The 16626-nt window shown below is 63.1% G+C and carries 13 protein-coding genes, 3 pseudogenes and 1 riboswitch; of the genes and pseudogenes, 3 read left to right on the top strand and 13 right to left on the bottom strand.

The annotated features are described in order from the left end of the window. Positions 1 to 42: 42 nt before the first annotated feature. The 5 genes and pseudogenes from B0B13_RS10470 to B0B13_RS19395 form a co-directional block, all read right to left on the bottom strand. Complete coding sequence (locus tag B0B13_RS10470; protein ID WP_083703709.1) at positions 43 to 834, bottom strand: gamma-glutamylcyclotransferase; 792 nt, start codon at positions 832 to 834, stop codon at positions 43 to 45. Positions 835 to 855: 21 nt separating this feature from the next. Further along, positions 856 to 1329, bottom strand: a complete 474-nt coding sequence (ybeY, locus tag B0B13_RS10465; protein WP_076796244.1) for an rRNA maturation RNase YbeY — start codon at positions 1327 to 1329, stop codon at positions 856 to 858. Beyond that, positions 1326 to 2474 carry a PhoH family protein gene (locus tag B0B13_RS10460; RefSeq protein WP_076796241.1) on the bottom strand — a complete coding sequence of 383 codons (1149 nt, stop codon included), beginning with the start codon at positions 2472 to 2474 and terminating at the stop codon, positions 1326 to 1328. The genes ybeY and B0B13_RS10460 overlap by 4 nt, the downstream gene beginning before the upstream one ends. Before the next feature lie 22 nt (positions 2475 to 2496). After that, positions 2497 to 3858 carry a tRNA (N6-isopentenyl adenosine(37)-C2)-methylthiotransferase MiaB gene (gene miaB, locus B0B13_RS10455; protein WP_076796239.1) on the bottom strand — a complete coding sequence of 454 codons (1362 nt, stop codon included), beginning with the start codon at positions 3856 to 3858 and terminating at the stop codon, positions 2497 to 2499. A 49-nt stretch (positions 3859 to 3907) separates the two neighbouring features. Further along, positions 3908 to 4138: pseudogene (locus tag B0B13_RS19395) on the bottom strand (hypothetical protein); the annotation flags it as partial. A 34-nt stretch (positions 4139 to 4172) separates the two neighbouring features. On the opposite strand from B0B13_RS19395, the pseudogene B0B13_RS19795 reads away from it, so the two are divergent. Continuing rightward, positions 4173 to 4460 (top strand): annotated as a pseudogene (locus tag B0B13_RS19795) (MFS transporter); the annotation flags it as partial. On the opposite strand, the gene ribB reads toward B0B13_RS19795, so the two are convergent. The 5 genes and pseudogenes from ribB to B0B13_RS10415 all read right to left on the bottom strand — a co-directional run bounded on the left by ribB (position 4457) and on the right by B0B13_RS10415 (position 10816). After that, the gene (gene ribB / locus B0B13_RS10440; RefSeq protein ID WP_370643013.1) at positions 4457 to 5200 is read right to left on the bottom strand and encodes a 3,4-dihydroxy-2-butanone-4-phosphate synthase; all 744 of its coding nucleotides are present in this window, start codon (positions 5198 to 5200) and stop codon (positions 4457 to 4459) included. The pseudogene B0B13_RS19795 and the gene ribB sit on opposite strands and share 4 nt — an antisense overlap. A 132-nt stretch (positions 5201 to 5332) precedes the next feature. After that, positions 5333 to 5510, bottom strand: a riboswitch (FMN riboswitch). Between the two features lie 433 nt (positions 5511 to 5943). After that, entirely contained in the window at positions 5944 to 7446 is a 1503-nt protein-coding gene (glpK, locus tag B0B13_RS10435; protein WP_076786119.1) for a glycerol kinase GlpK, read from the bottom strand. 53 nt (positions 7447 to 7499) lie between these two features. Continuing rightward, complete coding sequence (gene glpD, locus B0B13_RS10430; protein WP_235091101.1) at positions 7500 to 9059, bottom strand: glycerol-3-phosphate dehydrogenase; 1560 nt, start codon at positions 9057 to 9059, stop codon at positions 7500 to 7502. Between the two features lie 574 nt (positions 9060 to 9633). Next, a pseudogene (locus tag B0B13_RS10420) lies at positions 9634 to 9873 on the bottom strand (PepSY domain-containing protein); the annotation flags it as partial. 163 nt (positions 9874 to 10036) lie between these two features. Then, positions 10037 to 10816, bottom strand: a complete 780-nt coding sequence (locus tag B0B13_RS10415; RefSeq protein WP_076786122.1) for a DeoR/GlpR family DNA-binding transcription regulator — start codon at positions 10814 to 10816, stop codon at positions 10037 to 10039. Between the two features lie 265 nt (positions 10817 to 11081). Between B0B13_RS10415 and B0B13_RS10410 the strand changes: the two genes are divergently transcribed. After that, the gene (locus B0B13_RS10410) at positions 11082 to 11909 is read left to right on the top strand and encodes a ferritin-like domain-containing protein (RefSeq protein WP_076797269.1); all 828 of its coding nucleotides are present in this window, start codon (positions 11082 to 11084) and stop codon (positions 11907 to 11909) included. 84 nt (positions 11910 to 11993) lie between these two features. Then, a complete protein-coding gene (locus B0B13_RS10405) occupies positions 11994 to 12491 on the top strand; it encodes a hypothetical protein (protein WP_076796228.1) in 498 nt (165 codons plus the stop codon). Here B0B13_RS10405 and B0B13_RS10400 read toward each other — a convergent pair. The 3 genes from B0B13_RS10400 to B0B13_RS10390 all read right to left on the bottom strand — a co-directional run bounded on the left by B0B13_RS10400 (position 12488) and on the right by B0B13_RS10390 (position 16434). Then, a complete protein-coding gene (locus tag B0B13_RS10400) occupies positions 12488 to 14194 on the bottom strand; it encodes a DEAD/DEAH box helicase (protein WP_076796225.1) in 1707 nt (568 codons plus the stop codon). The two genes, B0B13_RS10405 and B0B13_RS10400, sit on opposite strands and share 4 nt — an antisense overlap. A gap of 189 nt (positions 14195 to 14383) precedes the next feature. Next, a complete protein-coding gene (locus B0B13_RS10395) occupies positions 14384 to 15682 on the bottom strand; it encodes a c-type cytochrome (RefSeq protein WP_076796222.1) in 1299 nt (432 codons plus the stop codon). A 20-nt stretch (positions 15683 to 15702) separates the two neighbouring features. Further along, a complete protein-coding gene (locus B0B13_RS10390; RefSeq protein WP_076786126.1) occupies positions 15703 to 16434 on the bottom strand; it encodes a c-type cytochrome in 732 nt (243 codons plus the stop codon). Between the last annotated feature and the right edge of the window lie 192 nt (positions 16435 to 16626).

Genomic DNA, 16626 nt, shown 5'->3' with positions numbered 1-16626 from the left:
CCCGCGGGACTGGACGCGCGATGGAGATAAACAAAGGATACACTAACCGAAATGCGCGTCTGTGACGCCGCGCACGATGGTAGTGGTTGCTGACCGGACGCCGTTGCCCGAGCAGCGCCCGAGCATTTTCTCGAGCGCGACATCGGGGATTTTGTGCGCCCGCAGCGCCTCGACGGTGCGCGCGACGTAGTCATAGGTGGTGCCGTAGCGGCCGCTTGCCCGGGCGAGCACGATACGCATGACGTCGTCCGACACGCGGCCAGCATAGGTTGCCGCTTCGCGGCGCATCACGAATGCCAGCGCGCGTACATCGCGCCCGTCATCGAGCATGCAGCGCAGCCACGCGGGACGGTACGAGCCCATCGACATTTCACGCCGCCACAGCACCTGCAGGTGCGGCATCGCACTGTGCCCATCGAGCCGGAACGCAATGCCCGGGCAGCAGCCGCCACGGTCCAGCGCGAGCACCAGGCCGGGCAGTTCGGGGGTGCCACGGTTCATCCGCGACCACAGGTATAGGCCCCGGTGATAGCCCATCACGCGTGCGCGGCACGATTCGACTGTTGGCAGACCGGGATTCCAAATCAACGATCCATAGCCGAACAGCCACAAGTCGCTCGCGCGGTCCCAATGCACCAGCGTATGTTCGATCGATGCCGCCAGTTCCGCGTCCGTCAGCAGCCGTGCGTCGCCGATCGTGGGCGGATAACCCGGCACCGCCCCGGGCGGCACGGCACTGGTGCGCACGGCCGGCGTGTGGGGGCACGGCGGCGCCGGTGCATCGTGCTCGCGTTCGTCAGGTTCGGCGTGGTTGCCACGTTCGTCTTGCATCATTCTCGGTAGGCTGTGGCTTGTTTAGCCCTGTTGCGCGTACGGGTCCGGATAGCCGAGTCGCGCCAGAATATCGGTTTCAATCGATTCCATCTCCTGCGCCTGCTCGTCATCTTCGTGATCGTAACCCTGCGCGTGCAGCACGCCGTGCACGATGAGGTGCGCGTAGTGTGCGTCCAGCGGCTTGTGCTGCTCGCGCGCCTCGCTTTCGACCACCGAGCAACAGAGCACCAGGTCGCCGCTGACCGACTCATTATCCGATTCCCCGTACGCGAACGTGAGCACGTTCGTTGGGTAGTCCTTGCCGCGATAGCTACGGTTCAGCGCGCGGCCTTCTTGCTCGTCGACGAAACGGATTGTCAACTCAGCGGGCGCGAAGAGCGCGGCGCGGACCCAACCGGCGATCCTAGCGCGCGGCAGCAACGCCTTATGAGCGGCGAACGCCTTGGCCGGGAACTGCACGCTGAGCGTGAGCTTCGGGGCAGGGGGCGCGTTCATGCCGGATGCGCGCCGTCCGGATGGCGCTTGGCGTGTGCATCGTAGGCCTCGACGATGCGTGCGACCAGCGGATGCCGCACCACGTCGGCACTCGTGAAATGCGTCAGCGCGATACCGCGCACGTTGTGCAGTACCTGTTGTGCCTCCACCAGTCCGCTCTTGTTGCCCCGCGGTAGGTCGATCTGCGTGATGTCGCCGGTGATCACCGCTTTGGACCCGAAGCCGATGCGCGTGAGAAACATCTTCATCTGCTCGGGCGTGGTGTTCTGCGCCTCGTCCAGGATGATGAACGCGTGATTCAATGTGCGCCCGCGCATGTACGCGAGCGGCGCGATTTCGATCATCTGGCGCTCAAACATCTTGGCCGTCTTATCAAAGCCGAGCAGGTCGTACAGCGCGTCGTATAACGGGCGCAGGTACGGGTCGACCTTCTGCGCGAGGTCGCCGGGCAGGAAGCCGAGCCGCTCGCCGGCCTCGACTGCCGGACGCGTCAACACGATCCGCTTGACCTGGTCTCGTTCCAGCGCGTCGACCGCGCAGGCGACCGCCAGGTACGTCTTGCCGGTGCCGGCCGGTCCCACTCCGAACGTCACATCGTGCTGCAAAATCTGCTTCAGATAATCGCGCTGCGCCGGCGTGCGTCCGCGCAGGTCGGCGCGCCGCGTGTACAGCGTTGGTCCGCGTTCGTCGTCGGGCGGCTCGGCGTCGGCTGGCCCATCGAAGGGATGGTCGGGGTCGCCGTGCAGGTGCAACGGCGCTGCCTCATCCCGCGTCGCGTCGGCACCTGCAGCCAGCTGCGGCTCGGTGCCTTCGGCACCCGCCGCGCGGGCGCTACTGCGGCTGGCGGCACGGCCTGGAGCGCGTGCCGGGTGCCCGGCACTGTAGCGCGCCTCGACCAGCGCGAGTTGGATATCGTCGACGGACAGCGGATCGCGTGCGAGATTGTAGAAGTTCTCCAGCGCGGTCAGAGCGACTTTTGCGGCGCGGCCGCGAACCGTGATTCGGTGGCCGCGGCGAGACAGTGTCACATCGAGCGCCTGCTCGATCTGGCGCAGGTTTTCGTCGAGCGGACCGCACAGGTTCGCCAGTCGCGTGTTGTCGTCGCGAGGCGCGGTGAATTCGAGCGTGGGCAGAGGTGTCTTCAAGATGCGTGAGAATGGGCGCCGGTCAATGCGTGCTTGCTGGCGTTAGCGCGAGTTCCCCGCGCAGTGAATGCGGATAGGCGTGGACAATCTCGACGTCGACCATCTGGCCGAGCAGGCGGGCGTGCGAAGCCTGCGGCGCCGGAAAGTTCACCACGCGGTTGTTTTCAGTGCGTCCGGCTAACTCGTTCGGATCCTTGCGGGCCGAGCGCTCGACCAGGATGCGCTGCACGGTGCCGACCATCGATTCGCTAATCTTCGCCGCGTGCGCTTCGATCGCGGCCTGCAATTGCTGAAGCCGCGCAAGCTTCACGTCGCGCGGCGTGTCATCATGCAGGGTCGCAGCCGGCGTGCCGGGGCGCGGACTGAAAATGAACGAGAAGCTGGTGTCGTATTGCACTTCGTCGATCAGCTTCATTGTCTTGGCATGGTCGCCGTCGGTCTCACCAGGGAACCCGACGATAAAGTCGGTCGATAACGAGAGCTGCGGCCGGATCGCGCGCAGCCGCCGCACGATCGACTTGTACTCGAGTACCGTATAGCCGCGCTTCATCGCCATCAGGATCCGGTCCGAGCCGTGCTGTACCGGCAGGTGCAGGTGGCTCACCAGCTTGGGCACGCTTTCGTACGTATCGATCAGCCGTTGCGAAAATTCCTTCGGGTGCGACGTCGTGTAGCGAATCCGCTCGATTCCCGGGATCTCCGCGACGTACTCAATCAGCATCGAAAAATCCGCGATCTCGGCGGTGCCGGCGCTGAGCGCACCCCGATAGGCGTTCACGTTCTGCCCGAGTAGCGTGACCTCGCGCACGCCCTGGTCCGCCAGGCCAGCCACCTCGGTTAGCACGTCGTCCAGCGGGCGGGATACCTCTTCGCCGCGCGTGTACGGCACGACGCAGTAGCTACAGTACTTGCTGCAGCCTTCCATGATCGATACGAACGCGGTGGGGCCTTCAACGCGCGGCGGTGGTAAGTTGTCGAATTTCTCGATCTCCGGAAACGAGATGTCGACTTGCGCGTGGCCGCTCGCGCGCCGCGCATCGATCATCGCGGGTAGCCGATGCAGCGTCTGCGGGCCGAACACGAGATCGACGTAGGGCGCGCGCGCGACGATCGCCGCGCCTTCCTGGCTGGCGACGCAGCCGCCGACGCCGATCAGCAGGTCGGGGCGCGCCTGCTTGAGTTCGCGCACCCGACCTAGGTCGGAAAAGACCTTTTCCTGCGCCTTTTCGCGAATCGAGCAGGTGTTGAACAGGATGACGTCCGCGTCTTCCGGGGAGTCGGTTTTGACAAGACCTTCAGCCGCGCCAAGTACGTCGACCATCTTGTCGGAATCGTACTCGTTCATTTGGCAGCCAAAAGTCTTTATATAGACTTTTTTGGGCATAGTGTCGCCGTTCGCAGTCGTTTATCTGGGGGCGGGGGAGAATCCGGAATTATACGCCTAGCCGGTGACATCCCTCATGTCGGCGAAGGGTGCGGGCAAAACGATCCGCCAGGAAGTCGAGCAGCAAGCGCAGCCGCGGCGATCGGTACCGGTTGCGGTGGGCGATCGCGTTCAGCGGCGCCGGATGACCGTGCCATGCCGGCATCACGATTTGCAGGTGGCCTGCGCGCACGTCGCTGGCAATATCCTAGATCGACTTGTACGCGATGTCATAGCCACGCTGCCGTCGCTTTGAGCGACGGTCACAACGCGCGTGGGGTATCGTTGCTTTTGCCACTGTACCGCCGCTGCAAATGCGCGTGGTTGAGAAGGCGCACGTGGCGCCGAACTCTCGTCTCCACGCTCAATATCGACGCGTTCGACTTCGGCAATGCGGGTGCGGCATGGCTTAGTGGTGGTGATCACCCACGGCGGCGGGTTTGACTGCGCTGCCGTGGGCCGTCACGACCGTTGCGCTGGTGGCGCTCGCGGTGACGTTGTTCATCGCCGGCGTTGGGCATCGCGCCGCGCGTATCGGCCGCGCGAACCCCTGCGCCGGTTAGCAGGTGCTCAAGCCGAGTGCCGCGGGCGCTGGGATCGACGCGTCGGTGCCCGGCTGCTCCAGTGCGCGCCGGAAATTGACCAATTCCTCGATTGTCAGCATCGGCAGTCGATGCTGCGTCGCAAAACGCTCGACATCGTCACCGCGCGTCATCGTGCCGTCTGGATTCATGAGTTCGCACAGCACACCGGCCGGTTTCAGCCCGGCCAGCCAGCATAAGTCGACTGTTCCTTCGGTGTGGCCACGGCGTGCGAGCACGCCGCCGGGTTGTGCGCGCAACGGAAACACGTGCCCCGGACGAACGATGTCGGTCGGTTTGGCCTGGTCCGCGATGGCCGCGCGAATTGTAGTCAGCCGGTCGGCTGCGGAGACGCCGGTGCTCACGCCGTCACGTGCTTCGATCGATACGGTGAAGGCAGTGCCGTGGCGGCTCTGGTTGGCCGCCACCATCTGCGGCAGCGCAAGCTGGCGAATCTTCGCATCCGGCAGGCACAAGCACACGATGCCGCTGCATTCACGGATCAACAGCGCCATCGTCTCGATCGTGAGCTTTTCGGCCGCAATGATCAGGTCGGCCTCGTTCTCGCGATTGAAGTCATCCTGTAACACGACAGGACGCCCAGCGCGTATCGCCTGCAATGCGGCGGCGATGCGCGTCGGGATCGCGTGGGGATCGGCGTGATAACGAGGGTACAGAACCGAGCCTGTCGGCGGCTCGAACAACGGTGTGGGTTTCGACATGAAACGCTCCTCGCAAGGGTTGGCGAAAAACGTTTCAGGGCAACGGCTGGCAAGAGACAACCCAAGGAAGACCGACACGGGCAGCCGCCGGCACGGCGAACTGGCCGTGTGCGCGCTGTCGGCGTCGTGCCCTCACATCTTCTCTCATCCGGACTATGACCGTCGGCTCTGGCATCGCACCAGATCTGCTGACCCGACGCGGCGTTTGCATGCCGCATCGGCGCTCGCGGGCTCGTCGCGCGCCGGTCGAAGAAGGACCGGTGCGCGGCATACCGCCGGTGGGGACTTTCACCCCGCCCTGAAGACGCATTAACGTGCCACCGGGCGTCGGTTCGATGACGCACGAGCGGCATCCGCGAGCATACAACAACACGCGACGTTGTGCTGCGCACGGTTGGTAGCGGCGTGCCGTCCATCAGTTAATTCGATTTGCGTCGCATCGCAACAATGCGGCGCGGCGCGGCGTGCGTGGCTCCAAGAATTTGACTTGAACGGTGCGCAACTCGCCAGACTGTAGGGTCTGTACGGGCGGTCGGCATTGCGGTTGGCATTTATATCGGCAGCCGCACGCCGCCGGAAATCGCGATCTCGATTCTCCCAGAAGTCGCGGCCGCGAAAAATGACATATCGCTACCGACGCCGCTGCGACCGCTGCAGGTGGGGAGTGAGGGCCGCACACGAGGCGACAGCTATGCACTCGCTCGCCATACAACGGCAGCGAGATGGGCCGGCCACAGTGCGGTTCATGACGCTGCATCGGCCCATGCCTTCGCGGCATGAATCGCGCGATGCCACGCCGCCAGCCCGCGTTCGACGTCCTCAGCGCGTGCGTGGCGTACGAAACGCCGATCCATTTGCCATTGCTGCTGTAGCTCGGCAATATCGTTCCAGTAGCCGACCGCGAGTCCGGCCAGATAGGCAGCACCCAACGCAGTCGTTTCCTGGATTTGAGGCCGGACCACGTCCACGCCGAGCAGGTCGGCTTGAATCTGCATTAGCAGGTCGTTTTCCACCGCACCCCCGTCCACGCGAAGCTCGCCGATGTGCAGTCCAGCGTCTGCTTCCATTGCGCGGACCACGTCGATCGACTGGTAAGCGATCGCCTCGAGGGCCGCCCGGGCAAGATGGCCGACCTGCGTGCCACGCGTAATGCCGAACACGGTGCCCCGCGCGTTGGCGTTCCAGTGCGGTGCGCCCAGTCCGGCGAAAGCGGGCACGATTGTCACGCCGTCCGTATGCTCGACCGAGCGCGCCAGTGCTTCGATGTCCCGTGCGTGCCGGATGATGCCCAGTTCATCGCGCAGCCATTGCACGAGCGCCCCGGCGATAAAAATACTCCCTTCCAGCGCGTACGTTACCTGGTTACCGATCTGCCATGCGATCGTGGTCACGAGGTTATTGCGCGATTCGATCGGCTGCTCGCCCGTATTCATCACCAGAAAGCAGCCGGTGCCGTAGGTGTTCTTGACCATGCCGGCACCCGTGCACATCTGGCCGAACAGCGCGGCGTGCTGATCACCGGCCACACCGGCGAGCGGAATGGTGGCGTTAAACAGGCTCGTCTGTGTGTCGGCGTAGATCTGCGAGGACTGGTACACCTCGGGCAGCATCGAACGCGGGATGTCGAATAGCGCGAGCAGCGCATCGTCCCACTGCAGGGTATGGATATTGAACAGCATCGTACGTGACGCGTTGGTCGCGTCCGTCACATGCAACTGGCGTCCGCTCAGGTTCCACATTAGCCAACTGTCGACGGTGCCGAAGGCGAGCTTACCCTGCGCCGCCTTGGCGCGCGCGCCATCGACGTGGTCCAGGATCCAGCGGATTTTGGTGGCGGAAAAATAAGCATCGATCGGCAGGCCGGTCTTCTCGCGCACCGTCGTTTCCAAGCCGCGCGCCTTCAGCTCGTTGCACAAGCCGGCGGTACGGCGGTCCTGCCACACGATCGCGTTGTAGACCGGCTCGCCAGTATCGCGGTCCCAGACGATCGTGGTCTCGCGTTGATTCGTAATGCCGATTGCGGCGATCGACGTGGCACTGAGCCCAGCTCCGACCACGGCTTCGGCGGCGACGCCGGCCTGGGTCGACCACATTTCGCGCGGATCGTGCTCGACCCAGCCGGGCTGCGGATAGATCTGGCGGAATTCCTTCTGCGACACGGACACGACATGTCCACCGTGATCGAACACAATCGCGCGCGAACTGGTAGTGCCCTGGTCGAGTGCAAGAATGTAGCGGTCAGTCATTGGCGTCTCCTCGGGCTTTCTATTTTGCCCGCGGCGCCAGGCCGCTGGCCAGGTTACACGTGAACCGCGCGGGCGAGGCGCAAATTGGGTTCGGCGGTGGCATGCGCATCGCCGCCGAATCGCTCGAACCAGGCCTGCACGTTGCCGACTGCCTGGGCGTCCAGTCGCAGGCCAACCTTGGAGCGGCGCCACAGCACGTCCTCGGCGCTGCACGCCCATTCCTCGTCACGCAAGTAGCGCAATTCGGCTTCGTACAAGCCGGGGGCAATTTCCGTGCCTAGATCGGACAGCTCTTTCGCGCTTTGCAGCAACCGCTCGACGCGTGTGCCATATGCGTGCGCGTAGCGCCGTGCAAGCGTGTCGGGCAGCCACCGATGACGCGCCGCGAATTGCTCGGCAAACGCCGCAAAGTTCGAGCCGGCGATATCGCCGCCGGGCAGCGGCGCATCGCGGGTCCAGGCCGGTTGCGTGATCGCCAGCGGCCCGCTGAGGCGGTCCAGCGCTTCTTCGGCGAGCTTGCGGAACGTCGTGATCTTGCCGCCGAACACCGATAGGATCGGCGCCTGCCCCGGGGGCATGTCTAGGTCTAAGCGGTAGTCACGCGTGACTGCTGACGCGGTGGCGCTCTCGTCGTTCTCCAGCAGCGGGCGGACACCCGCGTATGTCCATACCACGTCGGTACGCGCGATCGAGCGCTTGAAATAGCGGTTCACCGATTCACACAAATACGCGACTTCGCTTTCATCGATTTGCACGCGCGAGGCGTCGTCATGGTATTCGACGTCGGTCGTGCCGATCAGCGTAAAGTCTTTTTGGTAGGGAATGGCGAAGATGATGCGCTTGTCGGGGTTCTGGAAGATATACGCGAAATCATGATCGAACAGCTTGCGCGTGACGATGTGACTACCCTTAACAAGTCGGACGCGATGCTGCGCGCCCAGCTTCAACGTGTCGGTCAGCAACTCGCCGACCCACGGACCCGCGGCATTGGCGATGGCGCGCGCGCGAACCTGTTGCAGCCGTCCGTCGCGTGAGCGCAGTTGTGCGTCCCACGATGAGCCGTTGCGCTGCGCGCTCACTAGCCGCGTGCGCGTTAGGATCGTCGCGCCGCGAAGCTGCGCGTCGAGCGCGTTGAGCACGACCAGTCGCGCATCGTCGACCCAACCATCCGAATAGACGAAGCCGCGCGTGATCGAATCCACCAGCGGCGTGCCGCACGGATGGGTGCGCAAGTCGATGCTTTCTGAGCCGGGCAGCATCTCGCGCCGGGCGAGGTGGTCGTACAAGAACAGCCCGGCGCGGATTAGCCATGCCGGGCGCAGGTGTGGCATGTGCGGCATCACGAAACGCAGTGGGCGAATGATGTGCGGCGCTGCGCGTAGCAGAACTTCGCGCTCCTGCAGCGCTTTTCTGACCAGCCCGAACTCGTAGTATTCGAGATAGCGTAGCCCGCCGTGGATCAGCTTTGTGCTGGCTGAAGACGTGTGCGCTGCGAGGTCGTCTTGCTCGCACAGCAACACCTTTAGTCCACGGCCTGTCGCGTCTCGCGCAATACCCGCGCCATTGATGCCGCCGCCAACGACCAGTAGATCGTAGTGATCCGTGTTGTCCACCTTATCCCTCCGAATGTGACGGCACCGCCGCGCGGTCCCCGCGCTGCGTCCTTGCCTATGCGCGATTAGCAACATTAAATTTTCGCAAACGAAAATTTAGCGAATAAACTTAAAAATATCAAGATATTCAAATATGTGACAGAACGTTGGACGTTCGGGCAACGGAAGAGACGTTCAGCGCATATGCCCAGTCGCCGGGTGGTGTTCTGGGCTGAGGCGATGCCTGGCCGCCGGATGATGTTCGACGCTGGGAGGGAGCTCAGCCACCGGGTGCTGTTCGACGCTGGGAGGATGTCCAGCCGTCGGGTGCTGTTCGACGCTGGGAGGATGCCTAGTCGTTGGGTGCTGTTCGACGCTTGGAAGGTGCTCAGCCGTCGAGTGACGTTCGACGCTGGGAGGGAGCCTAGTCGCCGGGTGGCACCCGACGCAAGGACAGTGCCCGGACGCTGGGTGACGTGAGCCGCTGGCGTGGCAAATTGGGCGTCACCGGAATGATGTCCTGGCGGCTGTGTTTTTACGTTCCTCGGCGCTTGGGCGCGCCCGTGGCAGCGCTGGCGGCGAGGCGAGTGTCGTACTAGAGCATGCGCGCGCGGCGCTTGCGGTACCAGATCACGACGCCGGTCACCGACAGCATGGCGACGACGATGCCCATCGCCGAAATCGCGATCCGACCTGGCAGGCCAGTGATGCGCCCGGAATGCAGCGGGAATTGCATCTGCACGAAAATATCGGCAGCGGTGCCTTGCCATGGAATCCGCTCGCCGATCAAGCGCCCGTCGCGTGCATCGAAGTAAAGCACCGCCGGGCCGACGCCGGATCGGTCCCGCGAGACTGGGGAATCCTGATTCGGTGCGTCCTTCACTAGCAAAAGCGTGGCGAATTCACGCAGACTTCAGCATCGTTGTTCTCCAGTGACAAGCAAACCGAGCGACGGCGCTCATGCAAGCGTGAAATGTTTGTGGCGCGCGTTGCCGTGTTCAATTGGCGACGTGAACGTCAGTGCCCGCCGCCAGAATGACCTCTGTCATCTCACTGGGTGTCGGCGCGTCGGTAAACAGCGCGTCGACCTGGCTCAAATGGCCAAGGCGCACCAGCGCGGGGCGCCCGAACTTCGAATGGTCCGCCACCAGGAACACGCTGCGTGCGTGCTCGATAATGGCCTCTGCCACCCTAACCTCGCGCGTATCGAAGTCGCGCAGCGTGCCGTCCAGTTCGATGCTCGAGATGCCGATCAACGCATAGTCAACCTTGAATTGGCGGATGAAATCGATTGCCATCTCGCCGACCACGCCCTGGTCCCACGGACGAACGATGCCTCCGGTGACGAGCACCTCGCATTCGGCATAGCCGCTCATGACCGCCGCGACGTTCAGGTTGTTGGTGATCACGCGCAGGCCGCGATGGCGATTTAGCGCACGCGCCACTTCCTCGGTCGTCGTGCCCAGATTAATGAACAGCGACGCCTGGTCTGGAATATGGCTGGCGGCGAGTGCGGCGATGCGCCGCTTCTCCTCGTGGAACATGCGTTGGCGCGCGGTATACGACACGTTTTCCGAACTGGTAGGCAACGTGACTCCGCCGTGGTGGCGACGCAGCAAGTTTATTTCGGCGAGCCAATTCACGTCGCGCCGGATCGTCTGCGGCGTGACGTGAAAGCGTGCAGCAAGGTTCTCGACAGTAACGAAGCCTTCATGCTGAACGCAATCGAGCAATTCCTGCTGGCGTGCATTCAACGTGATGCGCGGGTCTCGGGTCATGTTCTTGTTAGCATGGTCGCGAAGCGGTCCGGGTTCGCGTATTGTAAAGGCCCACACACGATGTATAGCGAATGTTCTTTTTGGCACGGACTATTGGAACTGCCTGGACGAATGCCCGGTCTGTTCCAGGTCAGCAGAGTCGGGCGCGGCACGTTAAACTGCAACCGATACTACGTAGGGCATGCAGAAGTCGCGAACCGATACCCGGATCAAGCACTGCGAGCAGGGGTGCAGGCGTGCCGGGGCGCAGGCTTCGGAGGAAAAAATGCAAACCGACACTCAAACTGTGTTGCCGTGGCGTATCGAGGATATCGATTTGTCGCGGATCGATCGTTCGCGCGCCGCTGTGAACGAGGATTTGCTGCTGCTGTTATGCGCGGCATCGTTTATTGAAAGCGGCTCGGATTTGTATACCAGTAACCTCAGCGCGTTCTTCGATGGCGATCCAGAAGTGTCCGGATGGCTGAACCAGCATTGGGAACACGAGGAGTTGCAGCACGGCCGTGCGCTGAAGGCCTATATCAATTATGTTTGGCCAGAGTTCGATTGGGACCTGGCATTTGAGCATTTTTTTGACGAGTATTCGAAAACGTGCTCGTTGGAAGAGTTCGAAAAGACCCGGGCGTTGGAAATGGTCGCACGCTGCGTGGTGGAGACCGGTACGGCTACGTTGTATCGCGCGATCAACGAGTGCTCAGACGAGCCGGTGCTCAAGCAGATCACCGACAACATTCGTAGTGACGAGGTGCGGCATTACAAGTACTTCTTCAAGTTTTTCAAGAAGTACAACCAGATTGAGGGCAATGGCCGCCTTGCGGTGCTTGGCGCGCTGATGCGCCGCGTGATGGAAATCAAGAACGAAGATTCGGAGATCGCGTTGCGACATGTGTTCGCGGTCAGATATCCTGCACAGGTTCGCAATAGCGCCTACATGCGGGAAAAGGCGGCGCGCGTGAACACGCTGATACGCAGGCACTTATCGGCCGACATGTGCGTGAAGATGCTGCTCAAGCCGCTCGACCTGCCAGCGAAAATCCAACCCAGCGTGCATTATCCGCTGGCCAAGATCACGCAGCACGTATTTTTTCGCTAGCTAGTATGGCGTACGGCGGCGCTCGGTCGACGATCACGGACGGCTCGCTGCGCGTGAGCCGCCATTGACGAATCGGAGAAGACGATGACGGATCGGCAGACCGCGCTGATACGAGGCACATTCGATGAGTGGCCCGATGTGCTGCGCGCCTGGTTCGATGGCACGCATCTGCATGACAAGGCGTCGTTTGCGGCCTCATTGATCGCCGTCGATCCGCTCCGCTGGCCTTGCACGTCGCTGCTCAGCGTGGGCGAAATTGTCGTGCCTGATCCCCACGGTGTGCGGTTCGCGCTATGGCCGCAATCCCGCACCGCGCGGGCTCTTGCCGCCGGCGGCAACGCACTGCTCGAGTTCGTTTTCGAGCACGCGTGGTATCAGGTGCGCCTGGGCGTGAGCACGCCGCGCCGGCAGGACGCGACGACGCTAACTGTATTCGACGCCGTGCTGGAGGCGGCACAATGGCAGCGCGTCGACTATGCACAACTCGTAGCCGGCGTCACGTTCGAGCTGCTCGAGCCCGCGAGCGCTGCCGTGCTTGCGCGTTGGGACGCGCAAATCCGAGCGCTGCTCGCGCACGACTAGCGCGACGAGCCCTTCTTGGTACCACCGCCGAGCAGCGCACCCGGGCCGCCGTTGCGCCGTGGCGGTGATTCGGATGCGCGCGGCTGCCGTGCGTCGCGCTCCTGTGCTGGCGCCATTCGTTTGTCACGGCCACCGTGCGACGAAGGAGTGGTCGCTTCGCGATGCCGCCCTGGCGCGATCTGGGGCACCGCGCCGCTGCGCTTGCCTGCTGGCGCGGCGCCCGGCTTCGCAGTGTGCGTCGACGGGGATTTGCCCGCCTGTGCGGGCCGCAGGTTGGCGGCTGCTCCCGCCGGCGACCTGGCTGGCGCCGCCGGTTGTGACTTGGCAGCTGCCCCTGACTTGGTCGCTGCCCCTAGCTTAGCCGCTGCCCCTAGCTTAGCCGCTGCCCCTAGCTTAGCCGCTGCCCCTAGCTTAGCCGCTGCCCCTGTGCGGGATTTGGCCGCTGGCGCCGCTGGTGGTTTCGCCGCTTGACCAACTTGTGGCTTGGCGCCGGCGCGGCGGGGTTCGCGTGGCCCCGCGCCGCGCGCCGGCTGGCTGCGCCGCTGGATTGGCTCTGGTTTCGCGTTGGGATCCGGTTCGAAACCGGCAATGACCTCGCGCGGCAACGTGCGCTTAATTAGGCGCTCGATGTCCGTCAGCAATTGATGTTCGTCGACGCAGACTAGCGATACGGCCTCGCCCGTCGCGCCCGCGCGGCCTGTTCGGCCGATACGGTGCACGTAGTCTTCCGGAACATTCGGCAGGTCAAAATTCACCACATGCGGCAATTGGTCGATGTCGATGCCGCGCGCTGCGATGTCGGTAGCGACCAACACTTGCAGCGTGCCGTCCTTGAATTCTGACAATGCCCGGGTCCGGGCCGCTTGGCTTTTGTTGCCGTGGATAGCCAGGGCGCTGATACCGTCCTTCGTCAACTGTTCGGCAAGCCGGTTTGCGCCGTGCTTGGTGCGCGTGAACACGAGCACCTGAAACCAGTTGTGCGCCTTAATCAAATGCGTGAGTAGCTCGCGCTTGCGGTCGCGATCGACCGGATAGATCGTTTGGGTGACCGTCTCGGCGGTGGTATTGCGACGGGCCACTTCGATTAGCGCTGGCGAATCGAGCAGGTTGTCCGCGAGCGCCTTGATCTCGTCGGAGAATGTCGCCGAGAACAGCAGGTTCTGGCGCTGCAAAGGCAGATGCTTGAGCACCCGCTTGATGTCGTGGATAAAGCCCATATCCAGCATCCGGTCGGCCTCGTCGAGCACCAGGATCTGCAGGCTGCTGAGGTCGATCGTGCGCTGCTGAAGGTGATCTAGTAATCGTCCAGGCGTGGCCACGACGATGTCGACGCCGCGCCGCAGCGCGTCGATTTGCGGGTTGATGCCGACGCCGCCGAACATGACCGTCGAGCGCAGCTTGAGGTACTTGCCGTATTCGCGCACGCTTTGCTCGACTTGCGCAGCCAATTCGCGTGTCGGCGTCAAGATCAGGGCGCGAACCGGTACTTTGCTCGATGTCGCGCGCGAATGGGATAGCCTTTCCAGAATCGGCAGCGTGAAACCGGCAGTCTTGCCGGTGCCGGTTTGTGCGCCAGCCAGCAGGTCGCCGCCGCCGAGCACGGCCGGAATGGCTTGCCGCTGGATCGGTGTCGGCGTCGTGTAGCCGAGTTCGTTGACTGCACGAACCAGAGGTTCGGACAAGCCGAGAGAATCAAATGACATATTGGATGGTGTCGTCACCGGTCCGGCGCGCAACGCGCATCAGTCGCGAATCGGTGCAGTGAAAGTCTGAAGACGCGAGGGCAAGCCGACTGTCGCGATGCCCCGCGTAAGTAAAACAGCGTGATAACAAAGACAAAGGGCGCGGCCCGTGGTTCCGGCCGCGCCCTGAGATTGGGGATTCGCGTAGGATCAGTCGAGCGGCGCGGAGCGCAGTTCGTTGACCTGCTGCGGCGACACTGGCGTGCCCTTGTTGCCCCATGCCATGCGCAAGTACGTGACCACGGCGGCGACTTCCTGGTCCGACATCGAGTGCGCGAACGGCGGCATGCCGTACGGCTCAGGATTGGCGTGCGTGCTCGGCGGATAGCCACCATTAAGTACCATGCGGATCGGATTCACTGCCGACTGCATTTGCACCGACTGGTTGTTCGCCAGCGGCGGGAAGTGTGGCGGATAACCAAGACCGTTTTCCGCATGGCACTTCGCGCATTGATCGTTGTAGATCTTCCTGCCTTGCTCGAACAACTCCTTGCCGAACGCGACAGAGGTTTCCAACTGCATCGTCTCCGGTGCTTCCTTCTTCTGCGGAATCGTTTTCAGGTAAGTCGAGATTGCCCGGATGTCTTCGTCAGTCATGTATTGCAGGCTGTTGTGTACGACTTCAGACATAGGCCCGAACACCGCACCACGTTGCGACACGCCAGTCTTCAACAGATCTGAGATGTCCTGCAGATCCCAGTCACCCAGGCCCGCTTCCTTGCTCGATGTGAGCGACGGTGCATACCAGTTCTGCAGCGGGATCAGGCCACCGGCAAACGCCGCTGCCTGGTTCGAGCCGCCTAGCGCGTTGATCGACGTGTGGCACATGCCGCAGTGGCCCAGTCCCTCGACCAGGTAGGCGCCGCGGTTCCACTCGACCGACTTGGTCGGATCCGGCTTGTATTCGCCCTCGCGGAAGAACAACGTGCGCCAGCCGATCAGCATGTTGCGTTGATTAAATGGGAAGCGTAGTTCGTGCTCGCGGCTCGGCTGTGCAACCGGCGCCACTGAACGCAGATATGCGTAGATCGCGTCCGAGTCCGCGCGCGTGACTTTCGTATAGCTGGTGAACGGAAAGCCCGGATACAGCAATTCGCCGTTCTTGCCGCGGCCAGTGTGCATCGCGCGGTAGAAGTCGTCCGAACTCCACTTGCCGATCCCGTACTGCTCGTCCGGTGTGATGTTCGGCGTGTACATCGTACCGAACGGCGTGGCCATCGGCAAGCCACCGGCGAAGGGCTTGCCGCCGCGTACCGTGTGGCATGCAACGCAGTCGCCGGCGCGCGCTAAGTATTCGCCTTGCTTGATCAGCGCGGCCTGGTCGGCCGGGCTCGCGGCCATCGCGCTGCCGCCGTGGATATTGTTGCTGCCAGACCACAGCACCGGCACCAGTGCCGCGGCCGCTACCGCGATGACGGCCGACAGCGCGAAAAGAGTCTTGCGTTTCATCTTGATGTGTCTCCTGTCGCTTACTGCGGCTCACTGCCGCATTGCAGCGGCATCTTCGACGAACGGGCCGGCGCCGGCACTGGGTTAGCCGGTGCGGGTTGCGTGGAGAGCCAGTGGGCGACCGCGGCGATGTCGTCGTCGTTGAGGCGGGTCGCGACCGTGTGCATGCAGTCTGGCGCCTTCGCGCGGCGCACACCAGAGCGCCATGCGCCAAGCTGCGCGCTGATGTAGTCCGCATGTAGGCCCACTAGGCCCGGGATCGCCGGTTCCATGCCGGTCAGCGTCTTGCCGTGGCATGCCGCGCACGCGGGCACGTTGCGCGCCGGATCGCCGTTCAACACGATCTGCTTGCCGCGCGCCAGCGTCGACGCAGAGACGCTCGGCTGCGCCGGCGCCGGGTACGGCGGCCGTTGTTTTGAGTAATACTCGGCGATCTTGCGCAGGTAATCGTCGGAAAGGTACGTGACCAGATAGTTCATCGGCGGGTACTTGCGGTGCCCGTCGCGGAAATTGACCAACTGGTTGTACAGATATTCAGCGGGCTTGCCTGCAAGACGTGGAAAGTAGTCATTGTCGGTGCCCTGACCCTGATCGCCGTGGCATGCGGCGCACGCGGCGACGCGGGCTTCCATTGAGTTCAGAGGCGGCAGGTTCGCTTGCCCTTTGGCAGCGCTGGCAATGCCTGCGCTGGCAGCCAGAAGTGCAGCCAGCAACGGGCGCAAGAGGCGTCTAGAAGACACGCGTAACTCCATCGATAATGGGGACCGCATTGGGTAACGCAGGCGGTTTTGGCGAAGGCTTGGCGCGCCTTCCGAATCGCGGCGCCGACTTGCGGCGGCGAAGGTGCTGCAATGCAGCAGGTTATTCTATCACCGAACGGCCATATTGGCCATTTGGCTGAGCGTCGAGGGGGTCATTTGGCTGGACGTCGCGACGGACGACGC

Origin of the sequence: Burkholderia sp. b14, assembly GCF_900156195.1 — a bacterium.
Classification (GTDB): Bacteria; Pseudomonadota; Gammaproteobacteria; order Burkholderiales; family Burkholderiaceae; genus Mycetohabitans.
The sequence above is the reverse complement of the archived record's forward strand: the minus strand, read 5'-3'. Positions and strand labels throughout refer to the sequence as shown.